Source organism: Hahella sp. NS-SX17 (genome assembly GCF_057367735.1).
Genome location: NZ_CM170632.1, coordinates 416850 through 434071, shown reverse-complemented (window position 1 = coordinate 434071; position 17222 = coordinate 416850). Strand labels below are relative to the sequence as shown.

At 54.8% G+C, this 17222-nt stretch carries 15 protein-coding genes and 1 tRNA gene; 12 read left to right on the top strand and 4 right to left on the bottom strand.

Features of this window, described 5'->3' with window-relative positions; translation table 11 throughout:
• Window positions 1-61 precede the first annotated feature (61 nt).
• On the bottom strand, window positions 62-1231 hold the full coding sequence (gene dprA / locus AC2IBB_RS02005; RefSeq protein WP_486331238.1) for a DNA-processing protein DprA: 1170 nt from the start codon (window positions 1229-1231) through the stop codon (window positions 62-64).
• A 58-nt stretch (window positions 1232-1289) separates the two neighbouring features.
• Window positions 1290-2318: a LysM peptidoglycan-binding domain-containing protein gene (locus AC2IBB_RS02000; protein WP_486331237.1), complete on the bottom strand. Its 1029-nt coding sequence runs from the start codon at window positions 2316-2318 to the stop codon at window positions 1290-1292.
• Between the two features lie 163 nt (window positions 2319-2481).
• On the opposite strand from AC2IBB_RS02000, the gene def reads away from it, so the two are divergent.
• The 5 genes from def (at window position 2482) to AC2IBB_RS01975 (ending at window position 8215) form a co-directional block, all read left to right on the top strand.
• The gene (gene def / locus AC2IBB_RS01995) at window positions 2482-2988 is read left to right on the top strand and encodes a peptide deformylase (protein WP_486331236.1); all 507 of its coding nucleotides are present in this window, start codon (window positions 2482-2484) and stop codon (window positions 2986-2988) included.
• A gap of 68 nt (window positions 2989-3056) precedes the next feature.
• Window positions 3057-4013 (top strand): methionyl-tRNA formyltransferase, encoded by a 957-nt coding sequence (gene fmt, locus AC2IBB_RS01990; RefSeq protein WP_486331235.1) that lies wholly within the window; start codon window positions 3057-3059, stop codon window positions 4011-4013.
• A gap of 1 nt (window position 4014) precedes the next feature.
• Window positions 4015-5358 (top strand): 16S rRNA (cytosine(967)-C(5))-methyltransferase RsmB, encoded by a 1344-nt coding sequence (gene rsmB, locus AC2IBB_RS01985; RefSeq protein WP_486331234.1) that lies wholly within the window; start codon window positions 4015-4017, stop codon window positions 5356-5358.
• Between the two features lies 1 nt (window position 5359).
• Window positions 5360-6733 (top strand): Trk system potassium transporter TrkA, encoded by a 1374-nt coding sequence (gene trkA / locus AC2IBB_RS01980; protein WP_486331233.1) that lies wholly within the window; start codon window positions 5360-5362, stop codon window positions 6731-6733.
• 33 nt (window positions 6734-6766) lie between these two features.
• Window positions 6767-8215: a TrkH family potassium uptake protein gene (locus tag AC2IBB_RS01975; protein ID WP_486331232.1), complete on the top strand. Its 1449-nt coding sequence runs from the start codon at window positions 6767-6769 to the stop codon at window positions 8213-8215.
• On the opposite strand, the gene AC2IBB_RS01970 is transcribed toward AC2IBB_RS01975, so the two are convergent.
• A complete protein-coding gene (locus AC2IBB_RS01970) occupies window positions 8190-9146 on the bottom strand; it encodes an alpha/beta fold hydrolase (protein WP_486331231.1) in 957 nt (318 codons plus the stop codon). The two genes, AC2IBB_RS01975 and AC2IBB_RS01970, sit on opposite strands and share 26 nt — an antisense overlap.
• Window positions 9147-9414: 268 nt before the next feature.
• Here AC2IBB_RS01970 and AC2IBB_RS01965 point away from each other — a divergent pair, with 268 nt between their 5' ends.
• Entirely contained in the window at window positions 9415-11094 is a 1680-nt protein-coding gene (locus tag AC2IBB_RS01965; protein ID WP_486331230.1) for a hypothetical protein, read from the top strand.
• Between the two features lie 23 nt (window positions 11095-11117).
• Here the strand turns inward: AC2IBB_RS01965 and AC2IBB_RS01960 are convergent, their stop codons facing one another.
• Window positions 11118-12014: a lysophospholipid acyltransferase family protein gene (locus AC2IBB_RS01960; protein WP_486331229.1), complete on the bottom strand. Its 897-nt coding sequence runs from the start codon at window positions 12012-12014 to the stop codon at window positions 11118-11120.
• Between the two features lie 230 nt (window positions 12015-12244).
• Between AC2IBB_RS01960 and glyQ the strand changes: the two genes are divergently transcribed.
• The 6 genes from glyQ to AC2IBB_RS01930 all read left to right on the top strand — a co-directional run bounded on the left by glyQ (window position 12245) and on the right by AC2IBB_RS01930 (window position 17184).
• The gene (glyQ, locus tag AC2IBB_RS01955) at window positions 12245-13192 is read left to right on the top strand and encodes a glycine--tRNA ligase subunit alpha (RefSeq protein ID WP_011394022.1); all 948 of its coding nucleotides are present in this window, start codon (window positions 12245-12247) and stop codon (window positions 13190-13192) included.
• Between the two features lie 4 nt (window positions 13193-13196).
• Window positions 13197-15275, top strand: a complete 2079-nt coding sequence (gene glyS, locus AC2IBB_RS01950; RefSeq protein WP_486331228.1) for a glycine--tRNA ligase subunit beta — start codon at window positions 13197-13199, stop codon at window positions 15273-15275.
• Between the two features lie 19 nt (window positions 15276-15294).
• Entirely contained in the window at window positions 15295-15870 is a 576-nt protein-coding gene (gene gmhB / locus AC2IBB_RS01945) for a D-glycero-beta-D-manno-heptose 1,7-bisphosphate 7-phosphatase (RefSeq protein WP_486331227.1), read from the top strand.
• 51 nt (window positions 15871-15921) lie between these two features.
• Window positions 15922-15998, top strand: a tRNA-Pro gene (locus AC2IBB_RS01940).
• Window positions 15999-16259: 261 nt separating this feature from the next.
• Entirely contained in the window at window positions 16260-16754 is a 495-nt protein-coding gene (locus AC2IBB_RS01935; RefSeq protein WP_486331226.1) for a nucleotidyltransferase domain-containing protein, read from the top strand.
• Window positions 16741-17184: a hypothetical protein gene (locus AC2IBB_RS01930; protein WP_486331225.1), complete on the top strand. Its 444-nt coding sequence runs from the start codon at window positions 16741-16743 to the stop codon at window positions 17182-17184. The genes AC2IBB_RS01935 and AC2IBB_RS01930 overlap by 14 nt, the downstream gene beginning before the upstream one ends.
• The last annotated feature ends 38 nt before the right edge of the window (window positions 17185-17222 follow it).

The following is a 17222-nucleotide window of genomic DNA, read 5'->3' as shown; positions in this document are numbered from 1 at the left end:
CCAATCTGGCGCAAAGTAACCGAAGGCGACCCCGGGGGCAAGCTCTAAAGGGAATGGACAGTTAACGGGCGTTGCGAATGAAGCCCCCCGCCACTTCCTGCACCCAGCCTTCCAGTTCCAGTTCGATCAACACGCTTCTGATTTCCGCAATAGACAGGCCGGTTCGCTCCACCAGAGCGTCCGGCGGCGTGCAGTCATAACCCATCCCCTTGAGCACCACTTCCGCCTGCTCCGACAAGGGGCCCAGCGACGCCGGCTCAGGCTGGCTTTGCTGATCCGGAAACTCTTCCACAGCGAACACCTCACTCCAAGGTTCATTCAGTGATCGATACAACCCCATCAAGGCAGGCAGCTCAGCGAGAATATCGTCCGTGCACTCCACCAGTTTCGCCCCCTGTTTAATTAGATGATGGCAACCCCGCGCCTGGGGATTATGAATAGAACCAGGGATGGCGAATACTTCCCGATGCTGCTCCAAGGCATTGCGCGCAGTAATCAATGAGCCGCTGCGCAAGCTGGCCTCCACGACCAGAGTTCCCAAAGAAAGACCGCTGATAACGCGATTTCGTTTGGGAAAATGCTGCGACCTGGGCTGGGTATCCGGCGGAAACTCACTGACCAACAAGCCGTTCTCCATCATTTTTTGGGCAAGGTCACGATGCTTGGCGGGGTATATAACATTTAGCCCTGACCCCAACACGCCAATAGTGCTCCCCAGAGTCCCCAGCGCCCCGGTATGAGCGGAGCCATCGACTCCCGCCGCCAGGCCACTGGTGATAGTGAAGCCGCTTTCACCCAAGGAACGAGCGAATTGGCGAGCGGTTTCCTGACCGTGCACACTCGGGTTGCGCGACCCCACCATGGCGATTTGAGGCTGATGAATCAACTCGTGTCGGCCACGCGCATACAACACTGCGGGAGGGTCCGGCAGCAAACGCAGCAGACTGGGATAATCTGCGTCAGGCAATAAAAACAGGCGACTCCCCGGCTGTTCACCCCATCTCAGACTGTTCGCCACTTGTGCGTTAATCGGGCGATCGCCATGTGCAATCACCTTTTCGATAGCGCGCCACAGCTCAGTGGAAAAAGATAGATTGGAAGATACGCCCAGTTGAAAATCATCAAGCTGCAACGACTCTGCAAAATGTTGCGCCAGCAAAGCAAGGCGACTATCGCCCAGAGAAGGAATAGTGGTGAGGTTTAACCAGACAATAGGAGTGAAAGTAGACATGGGATCATCCTTGATCGGCTGAGACGCCAGCGTGACGGCGTCTCAGAATATTAACAAATTATGGATTGCGAACTTCGTCCATTATAGCAAGAGGGCGCTCGGCTTTTAAGATCAGACCATAGCTGACTTTCTCGAATGTGCGGAACACCATCAGCAGGCCTGCGCGGTCAGCCGGCAACAAGAGGATTTCCTTGGTGTAAGGATCACGTACCTGCTCACCCGCTTTGTAGATAGCCAGCACGTTGCCAATTTTCAAGCCTTCGCGCGCGCCTCTATTGATGACCACCACATCGTACTGGCCAATCTGGCTCACCCCATCGATCACGGATATCATCTTGCCATGGATATCGCCCTCAGGGTTGCTGGGATAGAACGTGGAATTAATTTCACGATCCTCTTCCTGCAATAAACGATCGCCCTGGCGGATTTCCTCGTTGGAGCGGCGAATCTGTACTGTCTGAACGTCATCTTGCTGCGCAACAACTTTGCCCACCGCAATGGAACGGGCCTGAATTCCTAAAAACTCCTTGGTGTCAGGGTCGACATAAACATCATCACGGCGATAAATGCCATAGGAAGCTTCCAACACGGCATCGCCTCTGGCGTAAACCTGATCACCTGCGCCAACGATCAGGTTGCCCTTTTTGCCCAGCAAAACATAAGGCGCATTATTCAACTCTTCTTCCGTCACGACGCGACTGTCTGTCAGAAAGGGGTTAATGGCTTCTAGCGGAATAGCGGGAATAGCGCTTTCCAGCGGCGTGATGCGTTTTTTCGGGGAAAGTTTCACTGTGCGCCCGAGGTCGCCGCGCTGGGCGATAGTGACATGGGGTCTGCCGTCAATGTAAACCAACGCCAGTACATCGCCAGGGAAAATCAAATGGGGGTTTTCTATTTGCGGATTAACATGCCAGATCTCCGGCCAATACCAGGGATTCCGCAAAAAGCGCGAAGATATATCCCACAAAGTATCACCTTTGACGACGGTGTAGCGATCTGGATGGTCGTCGCGTAGCTCAGGCGCGGCCAGCGCAAACTGGCTCAACGTTAGCATCACTACGAACACAAAGGACAGCAGTTTCCTCATGATACATTCCCTTAGGTCATAACCGGGCAGTTTGGGATGAAATCAGGCTATAATGACGATTAGCCTATTCAATTTTGTTTAGTTTGTACTCATTCTTACACTAATAGATAATACTAGCAGGCGTTATCCAATCTGTAATGGAAATTTTTTCACAAATTTAATTATGAGTAAGCTCCAAATTCTTGAATTTCCTGACCCTAGGCTGCGTACAGTGGCCAAGCCCGTACATACCTTTGACGCTGCTTTGGGTCAGCTAATCGACGACATGTTTGAAACTATGTATGAAGCCCCCGGAATTGGTCTGGCGGCCACCCAGGTGGACGTCCACAAACGTATCGTCGTCATTGACGTATCCGAGGACAAATCCGAACCTTTGGTGTTCATCAACCCTGAAATCGAAGTATTGGACGGCGACCCCGAAGAAATGCAGGAAGGATGCTTGTCCGTTCCCGGTTTCTACGAGTCGGTCACACGGATTCCCCATGTCAGGATCAAAGCCCAGGACCGTAATGGCGAATCCTACGAGATGGAAGCCCGCGGACTGCTTGCGGTATGCCTCCAACATGAGGTTGATCACCTCAACGGCAAACTGTATGTCGATTACTTGAGTAATATTAAACGGACTCGAATCCGGAAGAAACTGGAAAAGCAGCATAAAATGCGCGCATAAGTCCACAATTCCGAAAGAATTTTTAACCGCCCGCCCAGGCGGTTTTTGTTTTTAAGGCCTGAAACTTCATGTCATCACCCCTGAAAGTCATTTTCGCCGGCACCCCAGACTTCGCCGCTTCCGCACTGCAAGCGCTGCTGGACGCCAAGTATCAGATCGTTGCTGTATACACTCAACCTGACCGCCCCGCCGGCCGCGGCAACAAGCTTCTCCCGGGCCCTGTTAAACAGCTTGCGCTAAAACACGATATCCCGGTGGAACAGCCGCTGAACTTCAAAAATGAAAAAGACCGTCAACGCCTGCGCGATTATGACGCGGATGTGATGGTGGTGGCCGCCTATGGAATCATTCTGCCCCAAACGGTGCTGGACGCCCCCAAACGCGGCTGCCTCAATATCCATGCCTCACTGTTGCCGCGCTGGCGCGGCGCGGCGCCAATTCAGCGGGCGATCATCGCCGGAGATAAAGAATCCGGCATCACCATCATGCAGATGGAAGCGGGTCTGGATACAGGGCCAATGCTGCTTAAAACCGTCACGCCAATTACTGCTGACGACACTGGCCGCACACTGCATGACCGCTTGGCGCAAATGGGCGGAGCAGCCATTGTGGAAGCGCTGACGCTATTGCAGGAAGACAAGCTACTGGCCGAGAGACAACAAGACGATCTCGCCACCTACGCTCATAAGCTGCAAAAAGAGGAAGCCCGAATCGACTGGTCAGAACCCGCAGCGCTGATTCAACGTAAAATCGCCGCGTTCAATCCCTGGCCCGTATGTTTCACCGAAGATAACGGACAAACCATCCGCATTTGGGCGGCCAACGCGTCCAACGATGTTAGCAAAGCGCAGCCAGGGACGATTATTGAACGCACGACGGAAGCGGTTAAAGTCGCTTGCGGTGAGGGCGCGCTGTCCATCACCAGCCTGCAACTGCCCGGCGGTAAGCCCATCAGTTGTCAGGATCTGATCAACGGCGGCAAACCTTTGATGCAATTAGGCCAGATCCTGGAGATAAACCGCTGATATGAAGCGACGCAAAACTCTAAGCGCCCGCGCCGCCGCAGCCAAAACCCTCCGCGCAGTAGTGGAAGAAGGACGCTCATTATCCGCCGCCTTAGCGGCATCACTGGAACTGGTTGATGAGAAGGACCGCAGCTTTTTACAAGCATTGTGCTATGGCGCTTGCCGCCATTACCTGACCCTGGAGCATTGGCTCGGCCAGTTATTACGTCAGCCCATCAAAGCCAAAGAACGGGATATTCATTTCCTTCTGCTCAGCGGCCTTCATCAATTGGCGTTCATGGATAAGCCCGCCCACGTCAGCATCAATGAAACCGTTAACGTCACCAAGGAGCTTAACAAGCTCTGGGCGACTAAACTGGTCAACGGCGTACTGCGCAGTTTTCAACGCCGCAAGGAAGAACTGCGGGCGCACAGCGACGAAGAACCAGGCCTCCGCTACGCGATGCCTCAATGGCTATTGGACAAACTGGCCGCCGCCTATCCTCAACAACTTGATGAGTTGCTTACCGCCAGCAGTGATCAGGCCCCGCTGACGCTAAGAGTCAATTTACAGAAAGTCCGGCGAGATGATTACCTGGAACAGCTGCGCCAAGTGGAAGTGGAGGCTCATCTCTGCAAATGGTCGGAGACTGGAATCCAGTGTGAGCAGGCGGTGGATGTGAGCCGCCTGCCAGGATTTTTCGACGCGGGCTTGTGTTCCGTGCAGGATGAAGCGGCGCAGCTCAGCGCCTCTTTGATGGACCCGCAACCCAATGAGCGGGTGCTTGACGCCTGTTGCGCGCCGGGAGGCAAAACCGCAGCGCTACTGGAACGGAGTCCCAATATAGCCGTGACCGCTGTAGACGTAGACCCCGAGCGCCAGTTACGCACCCGCGATACGCTGCAGCGTCTGCAACTGGAGGCTGACGTACGCACAGCGGATGTCGGCGACCTGCGACAATGGTGGGATGGAACGCCCTTTGATCGCATTCTGCTCGATGCCCCCTGCAGCGCGACAGGAGTCATACGCCGCCACCCTGACATCAAGCTGCTGCGCCGCAGCGAAGACATTCCCCAGCTGGCTGAGCTGCAATTGAAGCTGCTGCGGACTTTATGGACTACGCTGAAGCCCGGGGGCCTATTAGTCTATGCGACCTGTTCTATTCTTAAAGAAGAGAATGAGCATATAATTGAAAGCTTTATCGCCAACGCGAAGGACGCGGAGGTCATACCGATTGAAGGGAAATATGGAATTCAGTCGTCTTTCGGAGTGCAGCTTTTGCCGGTGACCGGCGGCCATGACGGCTTTTTCTACGCCAGATTGCGGAAACAACCAACACCGAAAGTCTCAGCTGTGGACGCTTAGCATGAAAATCATAATTCTTGGCGCCGGCCAAGTTGGGGGGACCCTCGCTGAAAACCTGGCCAGCGAGGCGAATGACATCACTGTGGTGGACTCCAATCCCCAGCGCCTGCGATCTTTGCAGGATCGGCTGGATATCCGCACCGTACAGGGACAGGCATCCTATCCCAACATCCTGAAACAAGCGGGAGCGGACGACGCGGATATGCTGATCGCCGTCACCAACAGCGATGAAGTCAATATGGTGGCCTGTCAGGTCGCTTTTACGCTATTCAAAACCCCTACCAAAATCAGCCGGGTGCGGACATCCGCGTACCTCACCAAAAAAGGCCTCTTCAACACCGAAGCCTTTCCTATTGACGTCATCATCAGCCCTGAGCAGGTGGTTACCGAACATATCACCCGCCTGATTGAAAACCCCGGCGCCTTACAGGTGCTGGATTTCTCCAAAGGGCTGGTGCGGCTGGTCGGCATCAAGGCCACCAAAGGCGGTCCTTTGATAGGCCACGAACTCGCCTACTTGCGCCAGCATCTGCCCCATATCGACACCCGCGTCGCAGCTATCTACCGCAAAGACAGAGCGATCATCCCCCAAGGCGACACGGTCATTGAAGAAGACGACGAAGTATTCTTCATCGCCGCCAGGGATAACATCCGCAAAGTCATGAGCGAACTGCAGCCTCTGGAAAAACCTTACCGTCGCATCATGATCGCCGGCGGCGGCAACATTGGGGCGCGGCTGGCGGAAACCCTGGAAGGACGTTATCAGGTCAAACTGATCGAACATAACCAGGATCGCTGCATCCAGCTCTCAGAAGAGCTCAACAAGACGATCGTTTTGCATGGCAACGCCGCCTATAAAGAACTGTTGCTGGAAGAAAACATCGAAGACACCGACGTTTTCTGCGCCGTCACCAACGACGACGAAGCCAACATTATGGCCTCCATGCTGGCCAAACGACTCGGCGTGCGCAAGGTAATGACCCTGATCAATAATCCGGACTACGTCGACCTGATTCAGGGCGGCGAAATAGACGTCGCCATTTCGCCTCAGCAAACCACTATCGGCAGTTTGCTTACGCATGTGAGACGAGGCGACGTAGTGAGCGCCCACTCACTTCGACGCGGCGCGGCGGAAACCATTGAGGCGATCGCTCACGGCGACCATCGCTCTTCCAAAGTGGTAGGCAAGCGCCTGGATGAAATTTCATTGCCGGCGGGCTCAACCATCGGCGCCATCGTAAGGCGAGGCGAAGTGTTGATCGCTCACGATCATCTGCGTATCCAACCGGATGACCACGTCATTCTGTTCGTGGTGGATAAACGCAGGATCGCCGAAGTTGAACGCCTGTTCCAGGTGGGACTCGCATTCTTTTAACGCATATATCAAAAATAAGCGCACGACAGTTCAATGCATTATTCGGCGATAGCTAAAATTCTGGGCGTCCTGCTGATGTTGTTCAGCACCACCATGATCCCTCCCATCGTGGTGTCGCTGATCTACGAAGACGGCCATATGCAACCTTTTGTTACCGCCATGTGCGGTATTTTTTTGACCGGCCTCATGGTCTGGCTGCCCGTATTTCGCCACACCAGCGAGCTACGCATTCGCGACGGATTTGTGGTCACTGTGCTGTTCTGGGTGGTGCTGAGTCTGAGCGGAGCGGTCCCTCTCTATCTAAGCGAACATCCCCACCTGAGTCTGGTGGACGCCATCTTCGAGTCTGTCTCCGGGCTGACCACGACCGGCGCTACAGTGATGACCGGCATCGACATTTTGCCCAAGTCCATACTCTGGTATCGCCAGCAGCTGCAATGGCTGGGCGGCATGGGAATCATCGTGCTGGCGGTGGCGATCCTGCCAATGCTGGGCATCGGCGGCATGCAGTTATATCGTGCGGAAGCGCCAGGCCCGGTAAAGGACAACAAGCTCACTCCCAGAATCACCGAAACCGCAAAAGCGCTCTGGTATATCTATGTCTCACTCACTGCGCTGTGCGCCCTGCTGTATTGGTGGGCGGGCATGGACGCATTCGACGCCATCGGCCACAGTTTCGCCACCATCGCGATCGGCGGCTTTTCCACCCACGACGCGTCTATCGGCTACTTCAACAGCCCGCTGATTGAGTTCATCTGCATCATTTTCATGTTCCTGGCCGGGATCAACTTCGCCATGCACTTTTTCGCCTGGCGCCGCCGTTCCGTGCTGGTGTACCTGAAAGATCCCGAGTTTATTTTCTATTCACTGATCCTGATAACTGTTTCGGTCATTACCGTCGGGGTATTAATCGGCACCGGCACTTACGATCCATTTACCGCCATTATCCGTGGCGTATTTGAAGTCGTCAGCATCGCCACCACAACAGGCTTCGCCACAGCGGACTTCGCCCACTGGCCGCATCTGCTGCCGTTCCTGTTGTTCGTTGTCGCCTTCATCGGCGGCTGCGCCGGCTCCACCGGCGGCGGCATGAAAGTGATCCGGGTGCTGTTGATCTTTAAGCAGGGCATGCGCGAAGTGAAGCGTATCGTGCACCCCAACGCCGTGATTCAGGTGAAGCTGGGCCGTAAACCGGTGCCGGACCGGGTGCTGGAGGCCGTGTGGGGCTTCTTCTCCGTTTACATGTTCATGTTCGTGTTTATGTTGATGGGCCTGCTCGCCACCGGGCTGGACCAGGTTACCGCCTGGTCCGCCGTCGGCGCCTGTATCAATAATCTGGGTCCAGGTTTAGGCGGCGTGGCGCTGCATTACGGCGAGCTGAATGAGCCCGCCAAATGGATACTGTGCTTCGCCATGCTGCTGGGCCGTCTTGAAGTGTTCACCCTGCTGATTCTGTTTACGCCTGCTTTCTGGCGTCGCTAGTCTCAGGCGTCACCAAATGACGCCGGATGGCGGACATCAGTTCACGCTGAAAGTCCGCCTCTAACGGAAACATATGACCGGCGTCCGTGATCATGCGCAAGTCCGCCAACGGCAGGTTATCCGCGAGATGCTGTGCGAAACGCCAGGGCACGAAACGGTCTTTCACGCCCTGATAGATATGGGTCGGCAGGCGGATCTCTGACAATGAAAATCCCCAATGCCGATACTGCGCCAACAAATCCAGCATGACGCCTTGCACTCCCTGATTGAAAGCCTCGCGCTGGTTATCCATGAAGCGTTCCAGTACGCCGGTATCGCGCAGCAGCGTTAAATCCTGCTCCGTGCTCGAGCTTTCAATGAACTTCAGATACAGCTTGGGACTGTAGCGCTCCGTCAGCCTCAGCAGCGTCAACAGAGTGCGAAACAGCCCTGTACTGACTTCAGCAATCTTCGGTCCGCGCTGTTCATTACGCCATAACAGATCTTTCGCGACGCTCATTTCGCCAAAATTGGTATAGCTGGCCATGACAGCGACAAAAGCGATGCGTTTGGGGATTTCAAAGGCGCAGGTCAACGCATAGGCGCCGCCGCTGGACCAGCCCGCCACCGCGAACTGATCAATCCCCAGGGCGTCGGCGACAGCGCTGACGTCTCTGGGATAATCCAGCAATGTGTAATTGTCCCCCGGGGAGGAAGCGCCCATGCCCGGTCGATCAACGACTATCCAGCGTAAGCCGGCGGCCCGCGCCGCTTCATGAAAAAAAGCGCCTTCCAAACGCGAGCCTGGCGCGCCGTGGGCGTAAAATACCGGCGCTCCAGCGGGATCGCCCCATTCGCCATAGGCGAGGGTTCGTGACCCGGAAAGTTGCAACAGGTTGAGTGCGCCTGTCGCGGGAAGGGGGGAAACATTCCTTCGCCAAGGCATGTTCATGGATGCCTTACCTCTCTACTTCTTCCAACTGCTTAAGCAACAGCGCCCGGGATCGCCGGCCGCTTCCAAATCCTGAATGCGGATCGCATCACAAAATATAGCAAAGGGCCTCACATTGTCTAACCAGCAGGCTCCCAGGGCTATGGGCAACTCGCAAGAACCAGGGCTGGTTCAAATTTTCGCAGCGAAAATTACTGTAAATTTATGTATTTGTAGGTAAATGCGCGTAAACAAACCAATAAAAATCGTGGCGGCATGCGAGGCAAATATGGACAAACTCCAGCGCAATATTCTGTTGTCTTTGTGCTTAAGTTCTCTGGCGTTGGGGGGCTGTGAGCAGTTGGGGCTGGAGGATGACGACAAGAAAGACGACTCCAGTCCACCCGTAGTGGTTGAACCGCCGGATGTCATTGTGGAAGAGCCACAGGAACCTTTTCCCGTCACCAAAAACCTGTTTTTCTCGGGTCTGCAAAACCCCGGCGATGACACGGAAAAGAACTTCGCATTCCGCTACGACATCGCCGCCGGCAGCGTATACCGGCAAAGTCCCAGTCAGCCGACCTCCACGCTGGCGCCAGTGATTCCGCTGGGCAAAAGCCGCGCCAGCGCAGGCTATATGCTGATGATCGAGTCTGGAAAACTATTCCTGGGTCGACCTGATCAATCCTCCCTGACCCAGGTCAGTACGCTCGCCTCAGCCGTCTGCGCCGCCATCGTTCTCCCAGAAGGCCTGGGATACGGCAAGACCAAAATCACCGTGCGTACGCCAGGCGTTGACGCCACATGCGCCAATGAGGACGACGCCTACTTCAAAGTTCCACTCAACGCGGCGGTCACTGACGCGCCGGGCAATGGCGCCGCTAACGACCTCAACCTGACGCCTTTCTGGAAACCCAACTGGGCGTTGGCGGGTTACCTGCGGCCCACGGCCGACTCCCTAGAGATACTGGACGCGCAAGGCGCTCTGGCGCGAAGTATTGATGGGCTGGCGAACGCCGACTTCGACTACGCCTTCTCCTCAGGCGAACTGGATATGTTGCTGACCACAGACGGCCAGATCTTCGCCAACAGCGGCACAGAACTACTGGATACAGGCATGGCGTTGACCGCGCTCACCACTATCGACGCCAATGTCATAGACCCTGCAAAAACGGTCGTAGATGGCGACAAGGTATACCTGGTTGATGGCGCACAGGTGCGCAAAATCGCTCTGGATGGCGGCGCCAATGACATCTTGCATGACTTCTCCAGTGAGGGCGCTATTACTGGACGCTTGGCGCAAACGACGGATTATCTGGTTATTGCTCTGGATGGCTCGCGCTTGTATTTAATGGATAAAGTGACTGGGGAGTCGCGGGAAATCCTCAATCCGATCAGCGGCGATTACCTGACCGGCGCCTCCCGCATCTATGCAAACTATCAAGACGTGACCAACGCCAGCGCCTATCTGATAAACCTGGACATGGCTGCAACCGCCTGCCCAGGCGCTCACTGCGCCGTTACGGATAACGCCCACTGGCTGTATTTCCAGACCTTCAAGGAAGTAGGCGTCGGCTATGCGCCAGTATTGATGACGGGAGAAGAAACGCCAGACCCGAATCCAGACGATTCCGTCGACAGTTACGTGCCCGCCTTCGAAAACGGCTATTACAATCGCCCGTTTTTTTATTCGTACAACCTGAATGAAGGTTTACCCGTACTCAACCTTGGCCGCTTGAACGGTCAGAATAAGCTGGTGCAAACGGGAGTTGTGGAGCAAACGCACGGTCTGTTCACCATGGAGAACAATCCAGACAACGGCGATGAACTCGCTGACGTGATTTACTTAAATCTGTCTCTGGCCAGCTCTCTGAAAAATATCAGCCGTTCTGGCTCGATTGACGAAAAAGTGCTGCGGGAAAGCGATCTCTCCCAGCGATCGCCACTGCGGACCGGCAACCGCTTTTAAGAGGCGCCGGTCCGCTGGGACATTCAGACGTAGAAATGGCGTTCGCCGTCCGGACGCCGTTTGAACCGCTTGTACTCCCATTGATACTGTTCCGGCGTCTCCCGCACGCAGGCCTCCACCGTGGCGTTCAACGCAGCGGCGGAGATTGCCAGATCTTCGGAGTAGATATCCGCAGCCACTGGCCGCACCGTCATCACAAAGCCTTCTCCATCCGGTAAACGCTTGGCGTAAACGCAAAGCACTTTGGCGTCGGTGCGTTCAATCAGTTTGGACACCAGCTTAATGGTATTGGCGGGAATGCCGAAAAAAGGCGCGAACACGCCGCCGCTAAGCTCCGGCTCCTGATCCGGGAGAATGCCGATCACGCCCTGATCCCGCAAAATATGGAACAGACGCATGACGCCGCGCTTATTGGCGGGCACAAGTTCCGAGCCATTACGCTCGCGTACGGCGCGCATATAGTCGTCCAGTTCTTCGATTTTAGGCGGCTGATAAAGGGCGGCCATGGAGTAACGCGCAGCGAAAAACAATCCAGCCACTTCCCAGTTGCCCAGGTGCGGCGCCAGCAGAATCAACCCTTTACCGGCGTCTTCCGCTTCTTTGATGTGGTGCTCGCCATCAATGGATTTGATCAAAGACAGCGTTTTCTCGTCGGGCCATTCCCATACTGCGCCGGTTTCAAACGCCACCTTACCGGTTTCGCGCATACTGGCGGCGCCCAAGGCATTGATTTCAGATTCGCTTTTTTCTGGAAAACAGCGTTGCAGATTGGTGCGCGTCACCCTTGCCGGGCCGGCGTTGCAGCGCCAGGTCAAAGCGCCCAGCCAACCGCCCAAACGCTGCGCCCAGCGCAGGGACAGTTTGGAAACCAGGCGAATCAGAAAGATGATCAGCGTGGCGATGAGTTTGGATTTGTTCAAGAGATACCTGTGAATTCGGGGCGTGCGCCGCCTTAAACTGGCGTCAGATAGCGTCTTTTTTCCGCAGAAACCGCAATTTTCGCGTAATTTCGCGGCTATATCCTATGGCTATCTGCAATCGGCGCGCACACGTAGTATAATTTGCCGCTTTATTCTACAGGCCGGCGACGTCCTGACAAGTAAGCGCCTGCGGCTAAAGAACCAAACATGCACAGCAAGTGGTGTAAACCGTGACTGATACAAACAAGCCAGATGTAAAAACCTTTCAGGGATTAATCCGAACTCTCCAAGACTATTGGGCTCGTCAGGGCTGCGTCATTTTGCAGCCGCTGGACATGGAGGTAGGGGCAGGCACCTTTCACCCGGCCACGTTTTTACGCGCTATCGGTCCGGAAACCTGGAACGCAGCCTATGTTCAGCCCAGCCGCCGTCCCACTGACGGCCGCTACGGCGAAAACCCCAACCGCCTGCAGCATTACTACCAATATCAGGTAGTGCTGAAGCCTTCTCCCGATAATATTCAAGAGCTGTATCTTGGTTCTCTGCGTGAGATGGGCATTGATCCTCTGGTGCACGACATCCGCTTCGTGGAGGACAACTGGGAGTCCCCGACACTGGGCGCTTGGGGGCTGGGTTGGGAAGTCTGGTTAAACGGCATGGAAGTAACCCAGTTCACCTACTTCCAGCAAGTGGGCGGCCTGGAATGTTATCCCGTGACCGGCGAAATCACTTATGGTCTGGAGCGGATCGCCATGTATCTGCAGGGCGTCGACAGCGTATATGACCTGATCTGGACTCATGGCCCGCAAGGCCCGGTCACTTACGGCGATGTGTTTCACCAAAACGAAGTGGAGATGTCCACTTACAACTTTGAAGAAGCGGACACCACCGAACTGTTCCGTCACTTCGACACTTACGAGCGCGAGAGCAAGCGTCTGATCGAAAAAGGCCTGCCGCTGCCCGCTTATGAAATGGTGTTGAAGGCGTCGCATACATTTAACCTGCTGGACGCACGGCACGCGATCTCAGTCACTGAGAGACAGCGTTTCATCCTGCGCGTGCGCGGCCTCGCCAAAGATGTGGCGCAAGCCTACTTTGACCGCCGCAAACAACTGGGCTTCCCATTGGCCGAAGCCTCTATCCGTGACGAAGTGCTAGCCAGCGAAGGGGAGAAGTAAGTCAATGAACCACCAGGATTTTTTAGTAGAAATCGGCGCTGAAGAACTACCGCCGAAAGCCTTGCGTCAATTGGCGGACGCCTTCGCCCAAGGCATCCGTCAACGCCTGGAGAAAGCGCAACTGTCCTTCTCTGAGCTGACGTGGTACGCCGCCCCCAGACGTCTGGCGGTGCATGTTTCAGGACTGGCGGAAAAGCAGCCGGATCTGGAAGTGGAAAAACGCGGCCCCGCTCTGCAAGCGGCATTCGACGCCGCCGGCGCGCCCACCAAAGCCTGTGAAGGTTTCGCCCGTTCCTGCGGAACCACGCCGGAGAAACTGGAGAAACTGGAAACGGACAAAGGCGTTTGGCTGGTGTTTCGCAGCAAACAGTCCGGCGCGCCAACCACTGGTCTGTTGCCGGCCATCGTTGAAGAGTCCCTGGCGGCGCTGCCGATTCCCAAGCGCATGCGTTGGGGCGCGCGTCGCACGGAATTCGTGCGTCCCGTGCATTGGATCATCATGCTGTTCGGCGAAAAAGTCATCGACTGCGAAATTCTGGGTCTGAAAGCGGGCAATACCACGTTGGGCCACCGTTTCCACCACCCTGCGCCCATCGAAATCGCCACGCCCGCCAATTACAAAGACGCGTTGAAAAACACCGGCTATGTCATGGCGGACTTTGAAGAGCGTATTACGCTGATCAGACAACAGGTGGAAGCCATCGCCAAGCAAACTTCCGGCATGGCCGTTATCGACGAAGCGCTGTTGGAAGAAGTCGCCAGCTTGAATGAATGGCCAACCGCATTAATGGGACGCTTTGAGGATCGCTTCCTGGAAGTCCCGGCGGAAGCCTTGATCTCCACAATGAAAGGCAACCAGAAATACTTCCACGTGGTGGATGCGGAAGGCCGCATGCTGCCTTACTTCATCACCGTGGCCAATATTGAAAGCAAAGATCCGCAGCAGGTTATCGACGGTAACGAGCGAGTCATCCGCCCCCGTCTCAGCGATGCGGCGTTTTTCTTCTCCACGGATAAGAAGCGCCCCCTGGCGAGTCGACTGGAAGACCTGAAACCCATCGTTTTCCAGCAGCAGTTGGGAACGGTGTACGACAAAGCCATTCGCGTCGGCAAACTGGCGGCGAAAATCGCGGCGCAGATCGACAGCAATCCAGAATGGGCGCAGCGTGCCGGTGAACTCAGCAAGACCGACCTGGCTACGGAAATGGTCATGGAATTCCCCGAACTGCAGGGAACCATGGGCCGTTACTACGCCGCTATCGACGGAGAGCCGGAAGAAGTGTCTCTGGCCCAGGAAGAACAGTACCTGCCGCGCTTCGCCGGCGATCAGCTGCCAACAACCTTGACCGGCTGCGCGGTATCCCTGGCGGATAAACTGGACACCATCGTCGGTATTTTCGGCATCAACCAACCGCCGACTGGCGCTAAAGACCCGTTCGGTCTGCGTCGCGCCGCCTTGGGCGTACTGCGGATTCTGGTGGAGAAAAAACTGGATCTGGATCTCGCCGAGTGCGTGCAATGGGCGCAGGAACTGCATGGTGACCTGCCTGCGGAAAACCTGGAAACCGCTGTGGTCGACTACATGCTGGATCGTTTCCGCGCCTGGTATGAAGAAGCCGGAGTGCCTACTGAAGTATTCCTGAGCGTGTTGGCCCGTCGCCCCACCAAACCGGTGGAGTTTGATCAACGCGTGCTGGCGGTGGCGGAGTTCCTGAAGCTCGACGCGGCGCAGGCATTGGCGGCGGCGAACAAGCGGGTCTCCAATATCCTCAGCAAAGAGCAGGTGGAAATCTCCGCAGAGTCGGCGAATCCAGAACTATTCACTGAGGAAGCGGAGAAGAACCTGTTCCGCGCCTTGCAGGAGAAATCCGAGTCTACGCGTCCGTTTATCGAACAACGCAATTTCACCCAGGCGCTGCAGCAATTGGCGGAGTTGAAGGACGTCATCGACCTGTTCTTCGACAAGGTCATGGTGATGGTGGATGATCCGGCTATCCGCAGTAACCGTATGACGCTGCTGGCCAGCCTGCGTCACGTGTTCCTGCAGGTGGCGGACATCTCCTTACTGCAAAACAAAGCGTAAACCACACAGGGAAGAGCAGGTGAGCATCAATACACTGCTGATATTGGACCGGGACGGCGTCATCAACGAAGACTCCGACGACTACATCAAGTCGGAACAGGAATGGCGGCCGATTCCGGGCAGTATTGAAGCCATCGCGGCCTTATCCGCCGCAGGCTTCACCGTCGCCGTCGCCACCAACCAAAGCGGTCTGGGACGCGGTTATTTCGATGAAGCCGAGCTGGGCAGGATGCACGCCAAATTGCTCGATCTGGTTGCGAAGCACGGCGGCGCTATCGCCGCCATCGCCTTCTGTCCCCATGTGCCGGACGATCAGTGCGATTGTCGCAAACCGAAACCCGGTTTAGTGCGCAATATAGAGGCGAAAACCGGTATGTCCGCCGCAAACGCCTGGTTCATTGGCGACAATGTTGGCGATATCGGCGCCGCCCGCGCCGCAGGTTGCCAGCCTGTGCTGGTGAAAACCGGCAAAGGTGAGCGCACCCTGGTCAAGTTGACGCAAGAAGAACTGGATGGCGTGCCCGTTTTTACGGACTTGGCGGACTTCGCCAAGCATGCCATCGCAAGTCTCAAAGAGAGCCACTCTGAGAGCTAAACGAAGCTTGATTTTAACTGCCGCATTATCTATGTTAAGCGGCACGGTTTACGGCGTGTAGCGCAGCCTGGTAGCGCACTTCGTTCGGGACGAAGGGGTCGGAGGTTCGAATCCTCTCACGCCGACCACGTTCTTACTAGCGGTTTTTAAAGAGTACTTTGTAGACCGACTGTCAAAGCCTCATATCGTTGCACTTTTTCTTTCCTTCAGCCCCTTAAAGGAAAGAGGCTCATACAAAACTTGCCTTTTGAAGCCTTAAAAGCTACAAATGAAGCACAAAAGGCTTCATTAGGTCAAATATGCCAGTTACACTTGTCGAAGTACTATTTAAAGAATACCGTCGGAGAGCCTTAAGCTTACTGCTATCGCACCCAGATAGAGCATTGCATGTGAGAGAAATAGCTCGCCTAACCGGGACTGTTGCTGGAACGTTGCACAAAGAGCTTAGTAAGTTGGCCGAAGCAGGCTTGCTATTAAAGACCAGTCAAGGGAACCAAGTATATTACAAGGCCAATAGAAATTGCCCCATATTTGAAGAACTGGCAAGTATCTTCCGTAAAACCACTGGCGTGGTGGATGTTCTAACTGAGCACTTGCAACCAATTGCTGGCGACATCAATGTCGCTTTTGTATTTGGATCTATCGCCAGTGGCAAAGCGACAAGTAACAGCGACATTGACCTGCTTGTGGTTGGAGACGTTAGTTTCGCTGACATAGTAAGAAGGCTTTACCCAGCGCAAGAGGTCTTAGGACGGGAAGTTAATCCGAAAGTATACTCCCCTAAAGACTGGCATGACTTACTGACGGAAAACAGTAGTTTTATACAAGATATAATGCAGAAGCCCAAACTAATCGTAATGGGGGATAAAAGTGACATTGGATAATTTGGTTGGTAAGAGCCTAGAAACCATAAAGCCAGATGCGGCGGCCATTCAGCGTTTACTTGAAGCAGCGCGGAGAAATGCTGGCGATGCCCGAATTAACGGTTTAAGTAATGAGAACCAGTTTGACATGGCATACAAATCTATTATGCAGTTGGCTAACGCAGCCCTCCAAGCATGCGGCTATCGCACACTAACGAGCAAACCTGGGCACCATCAAACGATGATACAATCGTTACCAAAAACGGTTGGAATAGAAACCAACCAAGTGATCATCTTGGATTCCTTGCGAAAACAACGCAATATAGCTGATTATTCTGGGGATTTAATTTCGATTACCACTGTAGAGGAGTGCCTTAGACAAGCAGACCTTCTTCTGGAAACCGTTTCTACTTGGCTGAGTAAAACACATCCAGACTTGTTTCAAAGTTAACAACCAAAGACTTTGAGCGCTGTCCAAAAACACGCCTA